The organism is Nocardia sp. NPDC050413 (assembly GCF_040655475.1).
GTDB classification, from domain to species: domain Bacteria; phylum Actinomycetota; class Actinomycetes; order Mycobacteriales; family Mycobacteriaceae; genus Nocardia; species Nocardia coubleae.
In genome coordinates this window covers 565,119-585,419 of sequence record NZ_JBFAJZ010000001.1, presented here as the reverse complement: position 1 = coordinate 585,419, position 20,301 = coordinate 565,119, and the positions used below count along the sequence as shown (strand labels likewise).

At 67.8% G+C, this 20,301-nt stretch carries 12 protein-coding genes; 4 read left to right on the top strand and 8 right to left on the bottom strand.

Annotated elements, in window-relative coordinates; genetic code table 11:
• Nucleotides 1–22 precede the first annotated feature (22 nt).
• Entirely contained in the window at nucleotides 23–1,231 is a 1,209-nt protein-coding gene (locus tag AB0I19_RS02775; RefSeq protein WP_357143676.1) for a lipase family protein, read from the bottom strand.
• Nucleotides 1,221–2,117, bottom strand: a complete 897-nt coding sequence (locus AB0I19_RS02770; RefSeq protein WP_357143674.1) for an oxidoreductase — start codon at nucleotides 2,115–2,117, stop codon at nucleotides 1,221–1,223. The genes AB0I19_RS02775 and AB0I19_RS02770 overlap by 11 nt, the downstream gene beginning before the upstream one ends.
• Nucleotides 2,118–2,348: 231 nt before the next feature.
• Here AB0I19_RS02770 and AB0I19_RS02765 point away from each other — a divergent pair, with 231 nt between their 5' ends.
• From AB0I19_RS02765 to AB0I19_RS02750, 4 genes are read left to right on the top strand one after another with little or no spacing between them, the layout of a single operon-like run.
• Nucleotides 2,349–8,792, top strand: a complete 6,444-nt coding sequence (locus AB0I19_RS02765; RefSeq protein WP_357143672.1) for a type I polyketide synthase — start codon at nucleotides 2,349–2,351, stop codon at nucleotides 8,790–8,792.
• Between the two features lie 23 nt (nucleotides 8,793–8,815).
• Entirely contained in the window at nucleotides 8,816–11,950 is a 3,135-nt protein-coding gene (locus tag AB0I19_RS02760) for a beta-ketoacyl synthase N-terminal-like domain-containing protein (protein WP_357143670.1), read from the top strand.
• On the top strand, nucleotides 11,947–12,933 hold the full coding sequence (locus tag AB0I19_RS02755; RefSeq protein ID WP_357143669.1) for an AfsA-related hotdog domain-containing protein: 987 nt from the start codon (nucleotides 11,947–11,949) through the stop codon (nucleotides 12,931–12,933). Before AB0I19_RS02760 ends, AB0I19_RS02755 begins: the two co-directional genes overlap by 4 nt.
• Nucleotides 12,930–14,225 (top strand): FAD-dependent oxidoreductase, encoded by a 1,296-nt coding sequence (locus AB0I19_RS02750; protein ID WP_357143667.1) that lies wholly within the window; start codon nucleotides 12,930–12,932, stop codon nucleotides 14,223–14,225. The genes AB0I19_RS02755 and AB0I19_RS02750 overlap by 4 nt, the downstream gene beginning before the upstream one ends.
• Before the next feature lie 7 nt (nucleotides 14,226–14,232).
• Here the strand turns inward: AB0I19_RS02750 and AB0I19_RS02745 are convergent, their stop codons facing one another.
• From AB0I19_RS02745 to AB0I19_RS02720, 6 genes are all read right to left on the bottom strand, one after another.
• Complete coding sequence (locus AB0I19_RS02745) at nucleotides 14,233–15,480, bottom strand: helix-turn-helix domain-containing protein (RefSeq protein ID WP_357143665.1); 1,248 nt, start codon at nucleotides 15,478–15,480, stop codon at nucleotides 14,233–14,235.
• 261 nt (nucleotides 15,481–15,741) lie between these two features.
• The gene (locus AB0I19_RS02740) at nucleotides 15,742–16,047 is read right to left on the bottom strand and encodes a hypothetical protein (protein WP_357143663.1); all 306 of its coding nucleotides are present in this window, start codon (nucleotides 16,045–16,047) and stop codon (nucleotides 15,742–15,744) included.
• Between the two features lie 435 nt (nucleotides 16,048–16,482).
• Nucleotides 16,483–17,334, bottom strand: coding sequence for a sterol desaturase family protein (locus tag AB0I19_RS02735; protein WP_357143661.1), 852 nt, complete (start codon nucleotides 17,332–17,334; stop codon nucleotides 16,483–16,485).
• Between the two features lie 43 nt (nucleotides 17,335–17,377).
• Entirely contained in the window at nucleotides 17,378–18,142 is a 765-nt protein-coding gene (locus tag AB0I19_RS02730) for an AraC family transcriptional regulator (protein ID WP_357143659.1), read from the bottom strand.
• Nucleotides 18,143–18,153: 11 nt separating this feature from the next.
• A complete protein-coding gene (locus AB0I19_RS02725) occupies nucleotides 18,154–19,293 on the bottom strand; it encodes a serine hydrolase domain-containing protein (protein WP_357143657.1) in 1,140 nt (379 codons plus the stop codon).
• Nucleotides 19,294–19,339: 46 nt separating this feature from the next.
• Nucleotides 19,340–20,092 (bottom strand): helix-turn-helix domain-containing protein, encoded by a 753-nt coding sequence (locus AB0I19_RS02720; RefSeq protein WP_357143656.1) that lies wholly within the window; start codon nucleotides 20,090–20,092, stop codon nucleotides 19,340–19,342.
• Nucleotides 20,093–20,301: the final 209 nt, after the last annotated feature.

Below are 20,301 nucleotides of genomic sequence, written 5' to 3'. Positions count from 1 at the left end.
CTCGATCTTTGGGAGAGTTGGGTCAGCAGTTGCTCGGCGCGGGCTCACCGCGGAACCGAGCGTCGAGCCAGTCGACCGCGGACGGGAAGCCGAGCACCGCGGTGGCCAGGTGGTCGGGGCTCGGATAGAGCTCCGAGCGCACCGGTGTGCCGGCTGCGCAGTAGCGCCGGGTGGTGCGATCGATGGCATCGACGGGGATCAGCGGATCGATCGGGGTGTGCCATTCGAACACGGGCATGGTCGGCACGCCGTCGAACAATTCGAGGCTGTTCGCGTCGCTCACTTCCCAGACGCGTGGGTCGTCGATGAGCGAGACGGTGGACGCGAGGTCGGCGGCGCTGTGCATGGCACCGGCGGCGATCACTTCGACGGTGCAGCCGTTGGCCATCGCGTCGCGGACAGCCAATCCGGTGTCGTTGAGTTGCGCGCTGATCGGGAGGCGGTCGGGATATTCGCGTTCGAGCCCGAGCGCAGCGGCCATCGCCAGTCCGAACATGGGGTGCGGTGCGAGGCCGAGCGTGCGGGCCATGGTGGTGATGTTCATCGGCACACCGCCCTGCGCGGCGCCGACCAGGCGGAGTTCGGGTGCGTACCGCGGGGCGAGCGCGGCTGCCCAGCCGGTGGCCATCCCACCGCCGGAGTAGCCGAGCAGGGCGGCCGGGCTGTCCGCGAGTCCGAGCTCGGGGACCCTGGTCGCGGCGCGGATGCCGTCGAGGGTGAGCTGTCCGCCGAGCCTGGCCGCACCGTAGGCGGCATTCGGACCGAGATGATCGGGTAGAGCGATGCTCCAGCCACGCAACAGCATCGTGTTCAGCAGCGGCACAGCACGATAGAGCAGATTGGGATCGTAGGCGTAGAGCGCGCGCGAGACCGCGCACTGGGTGCCGAGGCCGTTGATGATGTGCTGATAGGACAGCAGCGGGGCGCCGGGGCGATGGTCGCGGGGTGTGAGGATCGTGGTGGTCGCCGCGATCGGGCGGCCGTGTGAGTCGGTGGAACGGAACTTCACCAAGGTGACGGTGGCCGTGGGGAAATACGGCAGCGGTTCCTGCACGCGGACCGCGAGCACCGCACCAGGGTCGGCGGCGGTGATGTCGGCGGGTGCGGCGTAGAACGGGTCGGGGTCCGGGATCGGATACACCGGCGGCGATCCGGCCGCGGAGTGTGTTCCCGACGCCGCGCACAGACCGATCACCGCCGCAAAAGCAAGGGCGCGAACACTAATCCCCATGCGTCACCGCCGCTGTGGGGTAGCGAACTCCGGTCGCTTGTTCGGACGCCGTCCACAACTGCTGCCACAGGGTGCGATCTCGCGACAACGCGCTCGACGGGCACGCACCGACCGGTCCGCGGGTGTTGAACAACCTGGTCGGACCCCAGTAGATGTCGGGGTCGGCCGCCGGTGCGGTGGCAGCGTAGAGCGTGGATTGCGCGGCGGCGGTGCGGGATTGGCCGACCAGCCGGATGAAGGGCTCGGCGACGTAGTCGAGCGGAGTCTGTGTCCTGGCGACGAGCCCGGTCGGGGCCACGCCGGGGTGCACGGCGTAGGAGCGCAGCGTCGACCCGGTTTCGCGAAGTCTGCGCTGCAATTCACGGCCGAATATCAGCGTCGACAGTTTCGATTCGGCATAGGCAGTCGAACGATGGTATCGGCGCCGTTCGAAACGCAGATCGTCGAGTGGGAGCGATTTCGTCCAGCCGTGCGAAATACTCGACAAGGACACGATCCGGTCCCGCACCTTGTCCAGCAGAAGGCCGGTGAGTGCGAAATGTCCGAGGTGGTTGACTCCGAACTGCATTTCGAATCCATCGACGGTGCGGGCGAACGGTACGTTCATCAGCCCGGCATTGTTGACGAGGACGTCGAATTCGCCGCATTGCTGTGCGAACCGCCGCACAGCGGCCAGATCGGCCAGATCGAGGGCGGCCACGGTGACATCGCCCGTTATCCGGTCGGCGACCGCACGCCCGCTTTCCGGGTCGCGACACGCCATGACCACCGTTGCACCACGGTCGGCGAGGGTGCGCGTCACGATCGCACCGAGGCCACCGTTGGCACCGGTGACAACGAATCGCCTGCCGTGTTGATCCGGTACCGGTTCGGGAGTTCTGACCATGGCGCATGACCTTACGAATCCCGACAAAGCCGTGGCAATACGTTTGGAAAATGTCAGGGACCACGGCCCGACCGTTGGTCGTTTCCCAAAGCCGTTCGCGGCGCGGCTGATTCGGTCCTCGTTGTCGTAGCGTGAGGCCGTGAGTGTTGCCGAGTAGATCGCCGGCAGAATGCCCGATCCCGCTGCACTACTCGTTTCTGTCACATTCCGCCCACCGAGGAGTCCTGCTCAATGGCCCGCGAAGACGAACTGCGCACATACATGAAGAAGGCGATCCGGGAATTGCAGACCACCCGGACGCGCCTCGACGAGATCGAAGCGCAGGCGTGTGAACCGATTGCCATTGTCGGAATGGCGTGCCGGTATCCGGGTGGGATCAGTTCGCCCGAGCAGCTGTGGCAGGCGGTGCTGGATGGGCGTGACCTGGTGACCGAATGGCCGACCGATCGGGGCTGGGATGTGGCGGGGCTGTTCGATCCCGAACCGGGGGTCGCGGGCAGATCGTATGTGCGCACGGGTGGCTTCGTCGCGGGCGCCACCGCGTTCGACGCGAACTTCTTCGGTATCAGCCCGCGCGAAGCACTGGCGATGGACCCGCAGCAGCGATTGATACTCGAGACCGCGTGGGAGACCTTCGAACGGGCGGGCATCGACCCGACCACGGTGCGCGGAAGCGACACCGGTGTGTATGTCGGCCTCATGCCGGATGTGCAGGGCCCGTCTTCGCGCGATCTCGACGATCGGGTGCGCGAGCGCATCGAGAACTTCCTGATGACCGGGCAGGCCTCGAGTATCGCCTCGGGGCGGGTGGCCTATGTCCTCGGTTTGGAGGGTCCCGCTGTCACGGTCGATACCGCCTGCTCGTCGTCGTTGGTCGCGATCCATCAAGCCGTACGGTCCCTGCGCGCCGGTGAGACGACGCTGGCGCTGGCCGGCGGTGTCACCGTGATGACCACTCCGGCGGCGTTCGTCGCGTTCTCCGCCCAGCGGGCGCTGGCGGCCGACGGTCGATGCAAATCCTTCGCGGCGGGGGCGGACGGCACGGCGTGGGGCGAGGGTGTCGGCATGCTGCTGCTCGAGCGGGAATCCGAGGCCCGCAGAAACGGACACCGAATCCTCGGGCTGGTCCGCGGTACAGCGGTGAACTCCGACGGTGCGTCCAACGGTCTCACCGCACCGAACGGACGATCGCAGCAGCGGGTGATCCGCGCGGCGCTGGCGGACGCGGGTCTGCGCACCGACGAGGTGGATGTGGTCGAGGCGCACGGAACCGGCACGCGGCTCGGTGATCCGATCGAGGCGGAGGCGTTGCTCGCGACCTACGGCGCGGAACGCGACGACGAGCACGCGCTGCTGCTCGGGTCGCTCAAGTCGAATATGGGGCACACGCAGGCCGCCGCGGGAGTAGGCGGGTTGATCAAGATGGTGATGGCGATGCGGCACGGCACGGTGCCGCCGACCTTGAATGTCGACGAACCGACGCCACACGCGGACTGGTCGTCGGGGGCAGTCCGGTTGGTGACCGAGGTCCGGCCGTGGCCTGCGACGGGTCGTCCGCCGCGCGCCGCGGTGTCGTCGTTCGGCATCAGCGGCACCAACGCCCATGTGGTGATCGAACGGGGTGAGTACCCGGTCCAGCCGCCACGGGATGTCGTCCCGCCACCGGTGGTTCCGTGGGTGGTCACCGCCCGGTCCGCGGATGCCGTTGCCGCACAAGCCGCTGCCCTGCTCGACCAGCTCGCGACGGACCCTGCGGTCGAGCCCGTCGATATCGGGTTGTCGCTGCTCGACACGCGAGCCCGGTTCGAGCACCGAGCGGTCATCGCCGGGCGGAACCACGAGGAATTGATCGAGGGGCTGCGGGCGGTCGCGCGGGGCGCCGACACGCGGAATGTGGTGCGCGGCAGTGCCCATGCGGCAGTGTCCGCGGTGATGTTCCCCGGCCAGGGCACCCAGCGGACGGGGATGGGACGGGAACTGTACGACGGCTACGCGGCCTACCGCGCGGCGTTCGACGCCGTTTGCGCCGAATTCGGCAACTACTGCGCGATTCCGGTGCGCGAACTGGTGCTCACCGAGGACTCCGGTGCGGCGCTCGACAGCACCGAGGTCGCGCAGATGGCACTGTTCGCCACCGAGGTAGCGATGTACCGGCTGGCCGAATCATGGGGGCTACGACCGGCTTTCGTCATGGGGCACTCCATCGGCGAGATCACTGCGGCCTATGTCGCCGGGGTCTGGTCTCTGGCCGATGCCTGCGCCTTGGTGGCCGCGCGGGGCAGGCTCATGCAGTCCGCTCCGGTAGGCGGTGCGATGGTGGCGGTCGCCGCGGATCCGGAGACCGTCGCCGACCTGGTCCGCCGCTACGACGATGTCGGTGTTGCGGCGGTGAACGGGCCTGCGTCGGTGGTGGTTTCGGGTGCGGAGGCTGCGGTGTCCGCTATCGCGGCTCAGTTGGCCGCCGACGGTATCCGCACCACCCGGCTGCGGGTGAGCCACGCGTTCCACTCGCCACACATGGACACCGTCCTCCCCGAATTCGCCGCGGTCTGTCGAGGGTTGACCTACCACCCACCGACTGTCCCGGTGATCTCGGCGCTCACCGGCAAGGTGGCCGAGGCGGCACAGTTGTGCTCCCCCGAGCACTGGGTGAGCCATCTACGCGAACCGGTCCGCTATCTGGACGCGGTGCGGTGGGCCCGGGAACAGGGTGGCGTGAGTTGTTTCGCCGAGATGGGACCGGGCACCGCGGTGACGGCGATGGTGCACGAGATCGCCGACGAAGACACGGCGCTCACGGCGGTCGCGTTGCAGCGCCCAGGTATCGCCGGTGATCTCGCGTTCGTGGCGGGGTTGGCCGCGCTGCACTGCCAGGGCGCAGCACTGGACCTGACCACACTGTTCGACGGCTCAGGCGCCCGCCCGGTGGATCTGCCCACCTACGCCTTCCAGCGCGACCGGTTCTGGCTCGAGGTGGGCGAGCGCGGGAATGTCCGTGGCGCCGGGCTCGACGACGCCGAGCATCCGCTGCTCGGGGCGCAAGTCGGTCTCGCCGCCGACGGCGGGCTGCTGCTCACCGGGCAGCTGTCCGTGCGCACACATCCGTGGTTGTCCGGGCACCGGATCGCCGGATCGGTGCTCCTTCCAGGTACCGCATTCATCGAACTCGCCTGGTACGCGGGCCGATCGGTGCAATGCCCGGTGGTCGGTGAACTCGTCCTGGAATCCCCGCTCGTGATTCCCGATAACGGGGCGGTGGACGTGCAAGTGCAGGTCGGACCGGCAGAGCAGTCCGGGCATCGGACGCTCACCGTATCCTCTCGTCCTCGCACGACATCGGCGCAAGAACTGCCGTGGACCGGGCACGCCACAGGCACGCTGCAACCGGCGGAAGCCCTGGCTTCGGAGACGAAGGGACCGTGGCCGCCCGTCGGCGCGGTCCTGGTCACCACGCACGACCCGTACGACGCGATGGCGACCGCAGGCTACGAATATGGGTCGGCTTTCCGCGGTCTCGGCCGGATCTGGCGGCACGGCGAGGAGGTGCTCGCCGAAGTAGCCCTGCCCGAATCAGCCGCTGCCGACGCCACCGACTTCGGCCTGCACCCGGCGCTGCTCGATGCCGCACTGCACGCGATGATCGCGACGGGCACAGTCGGGCCCACCGAGTCCGGTGCGGTGAAGCTGCCGTTCGCGTGGGAAGGCGTCGCACTGCACGCGGTGGGCGCGTCATCGCTGCGTGTTCGTCTCACACCGGTCGGTACCGACCGGATCCGTCTCGAGGTCAGCGACACGGCGGGCAAGCCGGTGGCCACCGCCCAATCGCTGGCCTTGCGCGCGATCCCCTCGGCAGCACTGGGCCGACGCCCGGCCTCGGACGGCGGACTCCACGAAGTGAACTGGGTCGGCGTTGCGGCACCCGAACCCGTTGCAGCCCAAGGCAACTGGGTCCCTGTGGACACGGCGCGCGGTATTGTGGTCGAGCACTGTGCGGGTAGCGAGCTGGTCGTCGTCCGGCTCGATCCGGCCGACCGATCCCAGCCGGTCGCCGAGCAGGTGAGCAATGTGCAGACCGCAGTGCGCGCCCTGCTCCTCGACGACGAATTCTCCGGGGCACTGATCGTCTTCGTCACCAGCGGCGCGGTCGCGGTCCACGGCGCCGAGGACGTCGACGACCTGGTCGGTGCCGCGGTGTGGGGCCTGCTGCGCACCGCGCAGAACGAACACCCGGGCCGGATCGCGCTGCTGGATCTCGACGACCCCGACGGCTACCGGGATGCCGCACGCCTGGCCGCCGGATCGGCCACCGAGCCGCAGCTGGCCATCCGGCACGGCGAACTACAGGCACCACGTCTGGTTCGCGCCGGGGCAGACACGGTCGGGTCCGCCGAGGCGCTTCATGAGGGTCGATGGCAGCTCGTCGACCGTGGGCGCGGCACGCTGCACGGCGACAACATGGTGCTGGCCGCCCGGCCCGAGAGCGTGCCGCTCGAGCCCGGCCAGCTGCGGATCGCGGTCCGGGCGGCGGGCGTCAACTTCCGTGATGTGCTGATCGTGCTCGGGATGTATCCGATCCCCGATACCGCGATCGGTGGCGAGGGGGCGGGTGTGGTTGTCGAAATCGGCCCCGATGTCACCGATTTCGCAGTCGGCGACGCGGTGATGGGCATCTTCACCGGCATCGGCGCGACGGCGGTGGCCGATCGGCGCAGCGTGGTTCCGGTGCCGACCGGCTGGTCCTTCCAGCAGGCGGCGGCCGCACCCATCGTGTTCGCCACCGCGTACTATTCGCTGGTCGATCTGGCCGAAGTGCGAGCGGGAGAGTCGCTGCTGATACACGCCGCCACCGGTGGTGTCGGTATGGCCGCGGTGCAGCTCGCCCGGCATCTCGGGCTGGACCTGTATGTCACCGCGAGCCCCGGTAAGTGGAATGCGTTGCGCGAGAACGGTTTCACCGACGACCGTATCGCCAGTACCCGTACCACCGAGTTCAAGGACAAATTCCTCGAAGCGACCGGCGGGCGCGGCGTCGACGTCGTCCTCGATTCGTTGGCGGGCGACAAGGTGGACGCCTCGCTCGACCTGCTGCCGCGCGGTGGCCGGTTCATCGAGATGGGCCTGACCGACCTGCGGGACGCCGACGAGATCGCCCTCACCCACCCCGGCGTCCGGTACCGCAACTTCCTGCTGATGGACGCCGGACCCGACCGCCTGCGCGAGATCCTGACCGAACTACACACCCTGTTCGAATCCGGTGTCCTGCGGCCGCTTCCGGTGACCCCCTGGGATGTGCGGCGAGCGCCCGAAGCATTCCGGCAGCTCAGCCAGGCCCGCCACATCGGCAAGTACGTGCTGACGGTGCCCATCCCACTCGACCGTGACGGCACAGTCCTCGTGACGGGCGGCACCGGCGGACTCGGCGCACTGGCCGCCCGTCACCTGGTGTCCGGGTACGGCGCGCGGCGCCTGCTGTTGACCAGCCGTCGTGGCCCCGACGCCGACGGCGCCGCCGAACTCGCCGCCGAACTGTCCGCGCTCGGCGCCCACGTCGACATCACCGCGTGCGATGTGAGCGACCGCGACGCGCTCACCGCCCTGATCGCCGCGATCCCCCCAGCGCATCCGCTGACCGCGGTGGTGCACACCGCCGGCGTCGTCGACGACGCGTTGTTCGCCGCTCAGACCCCCGAGCACCTCGCGAAGGTGTTCGGCCCGAAGGCCGATGCGGCCTGGCTATTGCACGAGGTGACCGAGGGCCGGCCTCTGTCGATGTTCGTCATGTACTCCTCGATCGCGGGGCTGCTCGGCAATCCCGGTCAAGCGAACTATGCCGCGGCCAACGGCTTCCTCGACGCGCTGGCCCAGCACCGCAGACACCATGGCCTGCCCGCCACCGCCCTCGCGTGGGGGTTGTGGGAGCGCGGCACCGGAATCACCGGCCACCTCACCGAACGGGATCTGCGCCGGATGCGCCGGGACGGCCTCGTGCCGCTCACCGACGACGACGGGCTGGCGCTGTTCGACAGCGCGCTGGCGACCGGCAGAGCGCTGGCGGTGCCCGCGCGGCTCGACCTCACCGCGCTCGGCTCGGTCGGTGACGACGAGTTGCCCGCGATGCTTAGGTCACTGCCACGCGGTCCGCGCCGCGCGGCCGGCGGGGGGTCCGACGAATCGGCGGCCCTGGTCACGAGCCTGTCCGGTCTGGACGCCGCCGAACAGGAGCGGGTGGTGCTCGGCGTGATCCGTGCACACGCCGCGGCGGTGCTCGGGCATGTCTCGGCGGAGGCGGTGCCGGCCGACACCGCCTTCACCGATCTGGGTTTCGACTCGCTGGGCGCCGTGGAATTCCGCAACCGCCTCGAAGCGGCCACCGGCGTGCGGCTGCGCACGACCATCGTCTTCGACTACCCCAATGCCGCGGCACTGGCCGAGTACCTGCGCACCGAGATCGCGCCGCTGGACGACCCGGTCGAACGGATCGCCGCGCAGCTCGACGCGCTCGCCGCAGGGTGGGCGGGCGTGGACCTGCCGCAGGACCGGGTCGGTGAACTGCTCGACCGGATCGACGCGCTCGCGCGCACCCTACGCGGCGGCACGCACAGCGTGGTCGACAACATCGACGGCGCCGACGACGACGCCCTGTTCGACCTGATCGATCAGGTTCGCTCGGTCTGAGCCGAGGAGAAAGCGAGGATCCGATGGCCAACGAAGCGGAACTGCGCGCGTATCTCAAGCGCGCCACCCGGCAATTGCAGCAGACTCGTCAGGAGCTCGCCGACGAGCGGGCACGAACAACGGAACCGATCGCGATCGTCGGCATGTCGTGCCGGTTCCCCGGCGGAATCGACTCACCGGACGACCTGTGGCATGCACTGCTCGACGGGCGCGACCTGATCTCGGACTTCCCGGCCGACCGGGGCTGGGACATCGACGCGTTCTACGATCCCGACCCCGACAAGTTCGCCAAATCCTCTGTGCGCGAAGGTGGTTTCCTGACCGAGGCGGGCGAATTCGACGCCGGGTTCTTCGGGATCAGTCCGCGCGAGGCCGAAGCGATGGACCCGCAACAACGCCTGCTGCTCGAGCTGGCCTGGGAATCGGTAGAGCATGCTCGCGTGGACCCGATGTCGTTGCGCGGCAGCGATACCGGCGTCTTCGTCGGCTTCAGCGACCAGGGATACGGATTCGGTGCCAGTCAGGCCTGGGACGGCGCCGAGACCTACTACTTCACCGGCAACCACGCCTCGATGGCGGCGGGCCGGGTGGCCTATCTACTGGGGCTGGAAGGGCCTGCGGTGACCGTCGACACGGCCTGTTCGTCCTCGGCGGTCGCGATCCACCAGGCGATGCAATCGTTGCGGCTGCGGGAATGCGCGATGGCCCTGGCCGGGGGTGTCACGGTGATGTCGACACCGATGCCGTTCGCGCTGTTCTCACGTCAACGTGCGCTGGCACCGAACGGCAGGTGCAAATCCTTCGCCGCAGGCGCGGACGGCACCGCGTGGGGCGAGGGTGTCGGCTTCGTTGTGCTGGAACGACTTTCGGACGCCCAGCTGGAGGGCCACCGGATCCTGGCTGTGCTGCGCGGGTCCGCGGTGAACAGCGACGGCGCGTCCAACGGCCTCACCGCGCCGCGCGGAACCGCGCAACAGCGCGTGATCCGGGCAGCGTTGTCGAACGCCGGGGTCGGCGCCGCCGAGGTCGACGTGGTCGAAGGGCACGGTACCGGCACCGTATTGGGCGACCCGGTAGAGGCCCAAGCCCTCCTCGCCACCTACGGCGAGCGTGACGGTGCGCCACCACTGCTGCTCGGTTCGGTGAAATCCAATATGGGACACACCCAGTCGGCGGCCGGGGTGGCCGGGCTGATCAAGATGGTGCAGGCGATCCGGCACGGCGTCGTCCCACCCACCCTGCATGTCGACGCACCGACCCCACACGCCGACTGGAACGGGGACCGGATCCGGCTCGCGCTGCGGCCACACCCCTGGCCGAGCACCGGACACGCGCGCCGAGCCGGGGTCTCCTCCTTCGGCATCAGCGGCACCAACGTCCATCTGATCGTCGAACAGGCACCAGAACCCGTAGCAGTACAGACCGTTTCGGCACGGGTGGAACCGGCGGTCGTGCCGTGGCTGCTGTCGGCTCGCACCGCGGGTGCCCTGCGGGAGCAGGCGGCTCGGTTACGCGCGGCCGTGACCGACTCCGGCCACGACATCACCGACATCGCGTACTCGCTGGCGACCACCCGGGCGGGATTCGACCACCGCGCCGTCGTCGTGGCAGACAGCCGAGAAGGCCTGCTGGACGGTCTTGCCGTGGTCGCGGGTGAGCGCACCGGCGGTCCGGCGGTCATCGCCCGCCGCTCCCCCAGCGGGAAACTGGCGATGATGTTCTCCGGCCAGGGCGGACAGCTCGCGGGTAGTGGCCGTGAACTCTACGACACCTTCCCGGTGTTCGCGGCGGCGTTCGACACGGTGTGCGCCGGTTTCGACACTCACCTGGAGTGCTCGCTGCGCGCGGTGCTGTTCGACGGTGAGGACCTACTCCCCCGCACCGACTACACCCAACCTGCGGTGTTCGCACTCCAGGTCGCGCTGTTCCGTCTGCTCGAATCCTGGGGGACGACACCGGATTACGTTTTCGGGCACTCCATCGGAGAGCTCTCGGCGGCGCACGTAGCCGGGGTGTTGTCGCTGGCAGACGCGGCCACCGTGGTCGCGGCACGCGGCAGACTGATGCAACGGATGGCGCCGGGAGCGATGGTGTCCGTGCGAGCGTCCTACGCCGAGGTGCTGGCCTCGATCGCCGGACGGGAGAACGAGGTGTCGATCGCGGCGGCCAACGGACCCAACGCCACCGTGCTGGCAGGCGATATCGCCGCGGTCGGGGACCTCGGCCGACAGTGGCGCACCCGCGGGCGTCGCGTCACCCCGCTCGCCGTGGACCGCGGGTTCCATTCACCCCACGTCGCCGCGATCGTCGACGAGTTCCGCGCGGTCCTCGCGACGGTCCAGCTCCACGAGCCGCGCATCCCGTTGATCTCCACGTCGACAGGGACCGCGGCCGAACCGGGGCAGCTCACTTCGATCGAGCACTGGGTCCGTCAGGCCCGTGAGCCGGTGCGCTTCCACGACAGTGTGTTGCACCTGAACGACGCCGGTGTCGTCACCTATCTCGAGCTCGGCGCTGGTGACACGCTCGCCGGACTCGTCTACGAGGTGCTCGCAGACACCGGCTGCACCGCCGTGCCGATGCTGCGACCCGGCACCAGTGAAGCTTCCTCGGTGGTGAAAGCGGTCGGCACGGCATGGGTTTCCGGTGCCGAGGTCGGATGGGAGGCACTGTGCGGGGATGGTGACGCGTCCACAGTCGACCTGCCGACCTACCCGTTCCAGCATCGCCGCTACTGGGTCGACACCGACAGCTCCGAGCTCGAACGCATGATCGGCGTGGCCGGCGCCGACATCGCGGGACAAAGCGCCCTCGGCCGTCACGACGCGCTCACGAGAACTCCCGGACCCGGGCGCTCGGACTTGCCGACCGTCCCCGAGAATCAGCGCACCGACTTCGCGACGCGCCTGGTGGTCGAGCAGATCCGCGAAATCCTCGTCGACCGCGCCGAAGACGAACTCGACCTGGACGCGACCGTACTCACGCTCGGGCTGACGTCGTTGTCGATCCTGGAGTTGCGCAGCCGTATCAACACCGCCGCCGCAGTGCATCTTTCGCTCGAAGATCTCTTCACCCATCCGACACCGAGGATGCTCGGCGTGCTGCTCGCCGAACGCATCTGGAGTACGGTCCCTGCTCACGAGGCGGTACTCGCGTGACAAGTCCCCTGTGGCCGGTGCGCGGCACGCTCGGCTTCGAACAACTCGTCCCCGCCGCACTGGCGCATCGACGAGGTCTCGCCGAGGTCTATGTCGCCGATACGGCCGTTGTCGGCGGCTCCGAATTCCTTGCTGCGGTACAGATTCCGCGCGCTCATTCGCTGTGGTTCGATCGACTGGTCGCCTACCACGACCCTCTCTGCGCCGTCGAGGCCGTGCGCCAAGCACTTCTCGTCGTCGGGCAACGTCACCTCGGTGTGCCCGCCGACGCCCCGGCGAGCTTGCAGCGCATGGCATTCATGGTGGAAGACCTCAGCGCGTTCCGCGACAGCGAACGCTACCCGTTGGAGGGGCTGGTCCGCGTACGTCCGGGCGCACTGGCCACCGGGCGCGATTACTACCAGGACGTGCCCTTCGATGCCATCTTCACTGTCGACGGTGCGCTGGCGATGACGTTGTCGGGCAGCGGGATCACCTTCCCCCGTGTGGACTACGACGAGTTCCGCGCACTGCAACGCCGCAACCGTGCGCAAGCTGCCGATCCTGCACCGGATCCGGTGCGGCCGCTCCCACCTGAGCTCGTCGGGCGCCGCGACCCACGCAATGTCGTCCTCGGCCGGACCCCCGCGCCCGAGCTGGTCGTCGTAGTCGACCGGAGTCATCCCAGCTTCTTCGACCACCAGTACGACCACGTCCCGGGTCCGCTGTTGCTCGAGGTCTTCCGGCAGGCGGCCGTCCTGGCCGCGAGCGAGGCCGGACTGCTCGATTCGCCGGCGGCCGCGGTGCTCGGCGTCGAGGCCCATTTCACCGATTTCGCCGAACTGGACGCCCCCATCACCTGCACCACCGCCACTGCCGACACCGGACTCGACGGCATCGGCGTCGAGGTCACCCTGCACCAGCGCGGCGCCCGGATCGCTGTCGCGCTCGTCGAATTGGCGCCCTACCCCGTGCCGCCGGAACAGGAGCACAACCGATCATGAGCACGCCACAGAAGTTCGCGGTCGTCGGAGGCGGCCTGTCCGGCATCGGCGCCGCGTTCGCCCTGCACCGCGCCGGTAACACCGTGGAACTGCTCGAGCAGGACTCGACGCTCGGTGGACGCTGCGGTTTCGGCACGCTCGGTGGGACTCCGATCATGCTGGGCGGCAAAAATATCGGCCGTCGCTACCACGAGCTGCGCGCGTTCATCACTGCATCCGGCGAACGTGCGTACGAGCCGTTCGGGATCAACAGCTCCCAGGTCGTCGACGGTCGGCTGGTGACGCTCGACAACCCGGGCATCGCCGGCTTCCTCCGCCATCTCCTGCGCACCGGATCGCCCATCGACGCGGCCCGCATGCTCTACTACGGTGCGCGCGTACGATTCGACGAACGCAACCGTTACCTCGACTCCGACTACTTCGGTCGCCTGGGCACTGCCGAAGACAGCGCCGCCCTCAGCACTCGATTCGGTCAACAGTTCAGCCGTACCGTCCTGCGCCCGTTGACCGTACGGCTCAATGCCGCAGAGCCGGACGAGGTGTATCTCGGCGCTTTCGGGGTGAGCCTGGGCATGGTGCAGGATCGCTACGACCAACTCGTCGACGGAATGCAACCGGTGCTGGACTGGTTCGCCGGCCAGGTACCGGTTCGCCTCCACACGCGAGTCGAACGCGTGGTGCTGCGTGAAGGCCGGGTGGTCGGGCTGGAAACCATGGAAAACGACGGTAGGACCACGTTTTCCGGCTATGACGGTGTGGTCCTCGCGACCCCTGCGCACGCGTCCGCACGGCTGCTGGGCGAGCTTGCTCCCGCACTCGGCAAGATGTTGGGCGAGGTCACCTATTATCCTTCGACGGTCGCGGTGGTGCAGTACGCGCGACCATTGTTCAGCAGTACCGTGCGATCGATCGCGTTCGATTCCGGGCCATGCAGTGCGGCAGGGGTCTACGGCGTCAACGATCTCGATATCGTCCGCTACACCTTCAGCGGACGCGAGGCGCGGCCGCTGCCCGACCCAGCACAACTGGCGCGGTGGGTCGACGATGCCGAGGCCAAGGTGTGCGGCCTGCTCGGCGGCCCGACCGTCGAGCGACTACGCACCGAAACCCGCAGCTGGGCAGCAGCCCACTGCGCTTACCTACCCGACCACGCCGGATTCCGCGCCGGGCTGCGCGAGCAGCTGCGCGCCGTCCCGGGACTACAACTGGCCGGTGACTATCTGCTCGGCGCCCAACTCGAAGCCTGTTACCGATCCGGGGTCGACGCGGCCAGTGCCCTGACGACGCGGTAGGCGGGCTTCACGCAGCGCCCCGGGTGTGTACGAGATCATCGGCCAGCAGCGCGATGCGGGCCCGCAGAATTCCCTCCGCTGTCGTCAGATCGAGGTCGGTCAGGCTGCTCACCCGCCGCAGCCGGTAGTCGATGGTGTTGGGGTGCACATTGATCCGGCGGGCCGCAGCCTTGCGGTTGAGGCCCGTCGCCATATAGACCTTCAACGTTTCCAGCAATTCCGGGTAGTCGGTGAGCGGGGCGATCACAGCGGCGAGATGGTTGCGCGCGGGTCCGGGCCGGGTGAGCTGGTACTCGATAGCCAGATCCGAAAGCTCGTACAGCCCAGCCGGTTTGGCGATGCCACGCACCAAGTCGAGCAGCTCGTGCGCTTCCTCGGTCGCGGTGGGGATCCGCTCGGTCGTGGTATGTACCAGGGTCGCGGTGAGTTCCATGCCGGCCAGGGCGCCGATCTCGGCCAGCACGGCGGCGGTCATCCGCGGCGAGTCCGGTTCGTCGGCCGGGATCAGCAACGTCCCGCCCTTGGTACTCAGCAAGGCCAGCGCCCGCGAGGCGAACACATCAGCCAGCGCCGCCTGCACCCGGCGCAATTTGCGGCGCGCGACTACCTGGGCGTCGACGTTCGGGTCGAACTCCTCGGCCAGATCGGGAATCATCAGTGCGACAACCTGATACGAGCCGGCCACCCTGATCCCGGTCTGCCGGGTGAGCGCGCCGATGCCGTGCCCGCTCAGCAGTGCCGAGACCACCGTCTGCGCACTGGTCTGATGCTCCTTGGCGACCTGACGTTGCTCGTCGAGGTAGGCACTGGTCACCGTCGCGTTGATCACCTCGAGCGTCCGCAACAGCAGCCGGGTGCCCTCGACGAGCTCGGTCAGGTCCGCCGGGGTGACGTGCTCGGTGACGAGTTCGAAGCCGATCCTGAATCCCTCGGCATAGGCACGGAGCAGGGTCCCCACCGGCACACCCTCCCTGGCGTACTGCGCTGCGGATGCCCGCAGCGCGGCCAACTGCTGTTCGGACGGAGACGCCCGCTTGTCCAGCATTTCCATCGCCAGGGCCAGGCAGTGCCGGGTGAATTCGGTGACGTCACCGCGGATGGCCTCGCTCGGCAGCGTCATACACGGCATGAAATGCTCGGTGAAATAGGTGACCAGCCGCGGCACCAACTCGTCCGCGCTCCCCAGGAAACTCGATACCGGCCGACCGTCTGCAGTGAAAGGGTTGTGGGCCTGATCGATAGTTGAAGGGGTCATCGAGCACTCCGTTGTAACAGTCGGCAATGGACGATCGCGGGATCTGTGTGAATCGCAACATAGCCACGCCTCAGCTGTGGTTACCGTACCCAGCAAATGCTCTGGTGGGCTCACGATGCCCCGGTATACCGTTTGTGTGGATTCACAGAGTGCCCTGTACAGCAGCACAATGCACCGGTTCGAGCGCGGCCTCGACGGGTATGTAGGCTGCCGCGGCGCGTTTTGCCGAGCACTTGCTCGATTCGCGCTCGCGTCGGCGGTTCAGGAGACGACCAGCCGTTGTTGACGGCGCTGGTAGGACGGCGGATCCGTCGTGATCAGATCGCACCGGGTTCGCACCCATGCCGGGTTGTTCTGAATATGTCGATGCGTGGGAGTGATGGCCACGGCGATCTGGTGGGTCTCGATGTAGTCGAGCAACGACTCGAGGTCCACATCGGGTTCGACGATGGTATGCACGATCCGGAGACCGTGCGCGGTGGCGATGTCGAGCGCTCTGGCACGGGCGGCGCTCAGGATGCCGGCGAGTTGCAGCCGGTCGACGACGAAGACGGCACTGTCGTTCATTCGTTCCTCCTCGCGGTTCCCGCCGTACGGGCCTGGCAACATCGGAGTTTCCAGATGGCGGGTCAATCCAGTAGACGCCGCTTCGCTCCCCCGGAAAACTTTGTCTGGAAACTCCACAGCTTCGAGGAAAAATTCTTGAGAATCTCCCAGCGCCTACCGGGCAATTACACCTTCGCCCGCACCATCCCCCGCGGATCATGTTCGCGATCGGATTCGATCCAGAGACAAAGCAAGGGCTGATCCGATGTGAACTCTCGCAATATACGGATCAGGTCACCTGCAACAACCCGCACGTTTCGTATCGTCACAGACGCAGCCTTCGGGCGGCCGGTACCAACACCGCGAACAGACTCGTCCGCAGCACGAATCGCCCTTCCACCCTGCGGGCGAGTTTGTCCGACCCCGCACAAAGGTCGCGGTCACACTGTCTGCTGCTCAGCGAGTGAACGGTTTCGCGAGTTGGGCGAGATAGCCGCTGGGGTAGTCGGGTTCGGCCGCCGTTCCGAGATCGGCGCTCGAAAACCGTCGGCCCGGGTCGTAGCTGTAGGTGCGCAGCAGGTGATCCCAGACGAGGGTGAACAGCCCGAAGTTGACATCACCGATTCCTGCCCATTTGAGGTGGTGGAAGCGGTGACCTTCGTTGAGCGCCAGAACGTATTTGAAGGGGCCGACGCGATAGTCGGCATTGGAGTGCTGCAGCAGCAGTTGCACTGCCACCGCCAGTGACAATGCCGCCGCGACCGGGACGGGGATCCCCGCCAGCAGCAGCGGGGTGACTCCGGCGGTCATCTCGATGGTCTGATGCAGCGGGTGTTTCATGAGGCCGTTGAGCCCGTAGAACCGTTGCACACTGTGGTGTACCGCGTGGAAGCGCCACAGGATCGCGATCTTGTGACTCGCGTAGTGCGCCAGGGTGATCCCGAAGTCGGCGACGAGGATCGCGACCAGCACCTGAGCGACGAAAGGCCAACTGCCAGGCCAGATCCCGACGCCAGGGATCAGCGCGGCGAGCACCGGGATAGCGGCGACGCTGCCCAGGACCAGGGTTTCGTTGACGACACCGTGCGCGGTGTCCCGGCCGAAATCACCGTGGGAGGTATTCCAATCCGCCCGGTAGGGCAGGACCGCCTCGGCGGTGAACGACACAGCGACAGCGACTCCGAGCAGGGCGAGCAGCCAGAGTTTGTGGGCGCCGGTGGCGGCCACGGCGATACCCGCCCCGTTGACGCCGATCAGCATCAACGGGGCGTAGCCGTAGCGGATGAGTGAAGCAACGAGTGCGGACATGGATTCAGCGTCGCGCCCTGGTACCTGTATCGGCTTGAAGAAATCAGCTGACCTGTGCCGGTGGCGGACGCCATCCGGTGGCGATGAGTGCTTCGGTCGGGGTGATACCGATCAACTCCCGACACGTACGGGTCAGGTGTGCGCTGTCGGCGAACCCGGCCGCATGGGCCGCCTCGGTCAGCGAACCGCCCTCGCGCACAACCGTGAAACCGCGTTGCAGCCGAGTCCAGCGCCGCCACGCCGCATATCCCGAGCCGACCTCGGCGGTGAACACATGCGCGAGCCGACTCGCCGACATCCCCACCCGGGCAGCGAGTTCGACCAACGACGGTGGTCCCCCTGGCCAACCGGCCGCGACGCGCAGCGCGTCGGCGACCGCCGGATGTGAGCGCCGCCGCGCAGCGCCGAGCGAATCGAGCGAGCTCTCGGGTGAACGCGGGGATGTCGCGGTGACCCAACTGGTGGCGGCTTCAAAGGGCAAGCCGGCCAAGCGAGCCAGCGCGGCGCGCGCGGTGGCGGAGTCGGGATCGAGGAAGGCCGCGAACCCGGATGTTCCGGGTTCCGCGGTGACCTGGTGGACGACACCGGGCGGGATGATCGCCGCCGTGGCGTGCGTTGCCTGCCCCTGCGCGTCGGTGAGAACGAGGCCACCACGGGCGACGAACAACACCTGAACCGCGGCATGAGCGTGCCGGTCGGCGTCGCCGGTCCGGCCGGTGAACGCCATGAATCCGGGCGTGAACACCGCATCACCGCGCCACCGCGCAGCCGAATCCGAGGCGTGCGGCGGCGCGGTGACCCCTGCCATGATTCTCTCCGTCAGCGCGGTGACGGCCCGGGGCGTCCACCGGTCAGTGTTCGCAGGAGAGCAGCGAAAGCGTCATCGATGGCGTGAGGTTGTGGTCGGCCCGACGGCGCCAGGGTGTTCCAGCGCTGGAGATTCAGCGCGACGGAGGCTTGGCGGGTTCGGTCGGCGCTGGTCAGGGAGATGGCGCCACCACCCCAGACCGAGCCGTCGTGACCCCAGAAGGTGCCACGGCCGGAAACCTCCATCCGGTGCAGGCCGAGCCCGTAGTCGACGGTCTTGCCTTCGAAGGAGATCACTGCGACGGTGCGCTGCATCCGTTCCAGCATCGCGCGACTGATGATCTCACCGGCGAGGAGCAGATCGAAGAACCGGTTGAGGTCGGCGACGGTCGAGATCAGGGAAGCCGACGGGCCTACCCACGACATGTCGTAAACGCTGTAGTCGCGCGGCGGGTCGATCATGCCGAACCACGATTCGTAATGGTGGGAATGTGGTCCATCGATCTCGGGACCAGTGGGCAGTTCGGTATCGCGCAGACCGGCACGTTCGATGACACTTCGGGTGATGAACTTCTCCGCCGAAGTCGCCGTGACCGACTCCATCAGCCGACACAGCAGCAGGTAATTGGTGTTCGAGTACACCCCCGGCGGCTTGCCGGGGACACCGACCGCGGGTGCGGCGACCCCCAACTCGATCAGCTCGTCCCAGCTGAACTTGCTGAACCTGTTGTCGTCCAAGCTTTCCGGTGTCGTCCTCGCAAGATCGGGGAACGCGGCCAGCGACGGGTAGGCGTGTGGGAGGTATTCGGCGAGACCACTGGTGTGGTTGATCAGCATCTCGACCGTGATCGCCGCACCGCGCTCGCCGGGGACCAGCTGCGGCAAATAGTGGCCGATCGGTGTATCGAGCCCGATCTCGCCGGCTTCGACCAGCTGCAGCACGGCCGCGGCGGTGAACGTCTTGGTGATACTGCCGACACGGTGTCGCATATCGGCCGTGACCGGACGGCCGGTGGCGAGGTCGGCGACTCCGGCAGCGCCGCGCCAGATCTGCTCACCGGCTCGCGCTTCGGCGAACACTCCCGGCACTCCGGCGCGATGCACCGCCTCGAGTGCGGCCCGTAGTTCGTCGGGATCAAAGGTAGTACTCACGGCATATGTCCTCTCGCGGTCGTCGCCTCGGCTGAGGCGAGCACCACTATCGGCCGAGCGGACCCGTCGAGTATTGAGAAAATGTTCCCCAGGCCCGGTGGCGGTAGCGCGCGATATCGGGCAGATAACGCGTCGCGAGCACCCCGGGTGTGCTGCCCGCGAAGATGGACACATCCCGGTGCAGATGCGCCTGATCTGCGTAGCCGCCGTCCGCGGCGACTTCGGCGGCGGATCGACCCGCCAGCAAACCATCTACCGCACAACGGAATCGGACCAGCATCGCCGCACGTTTGGGGGTCAAGCCGATCTGCGACTCGAACCTGGACCAGAGACGTTTGCGGCTCCACCCGCACGACTGGGCGAGGTCGGCGACGCGCACCTGCCCCCGTGCGGCGAGTATGTCGTTCCAACAGGCGACCACCTCCGAATCCGGCACGCGGCGCAGATCACTTTGTGTCAGAAACGATTTCGTCAGAGCGAACCGCTCATCCCAGTCCGCGGCAGCGGCCAATGCGGCCCGCAGACGGCGAGCAGGCCCACCCCACAGCTCCTCTGCCCCGACCACGCCTGAACCCAGATCACGCGGGCTGACGCCCAAGAGCGAATAGGCGCGCACCGGCGACATGCGGATCTCGATACACTCGGCTCGCGCGCAACGAACGCGCATCGCCGCGAGCGCGGGTCCGGCGACGAGTCCGGTCAACCTCTGCCGCCCGACGCCGTCGTCGACCACGAGCTCGGTATCTCCGAAGTGGATCACCACGGTGACCGCGGGCGCCGCCGCGACGCGCAGGTCCAAGCCCTGCCCGATGCGGAAGCCGAGGATCGCTGCTCCCACACGCCCACCCTCGGACGGCCTTGCGAAATCCCATCCGGTGCCACCGAACTCCATTGCTCCCACCCAACCAGGCTAGTGACGTCCACGACCATCTGGTCGGCCCACCCGATCCCGGATACCTGAGCTCCTCGGGCCGGGACAGGGCGAACCGGAATCTTCTACGCTCTGAG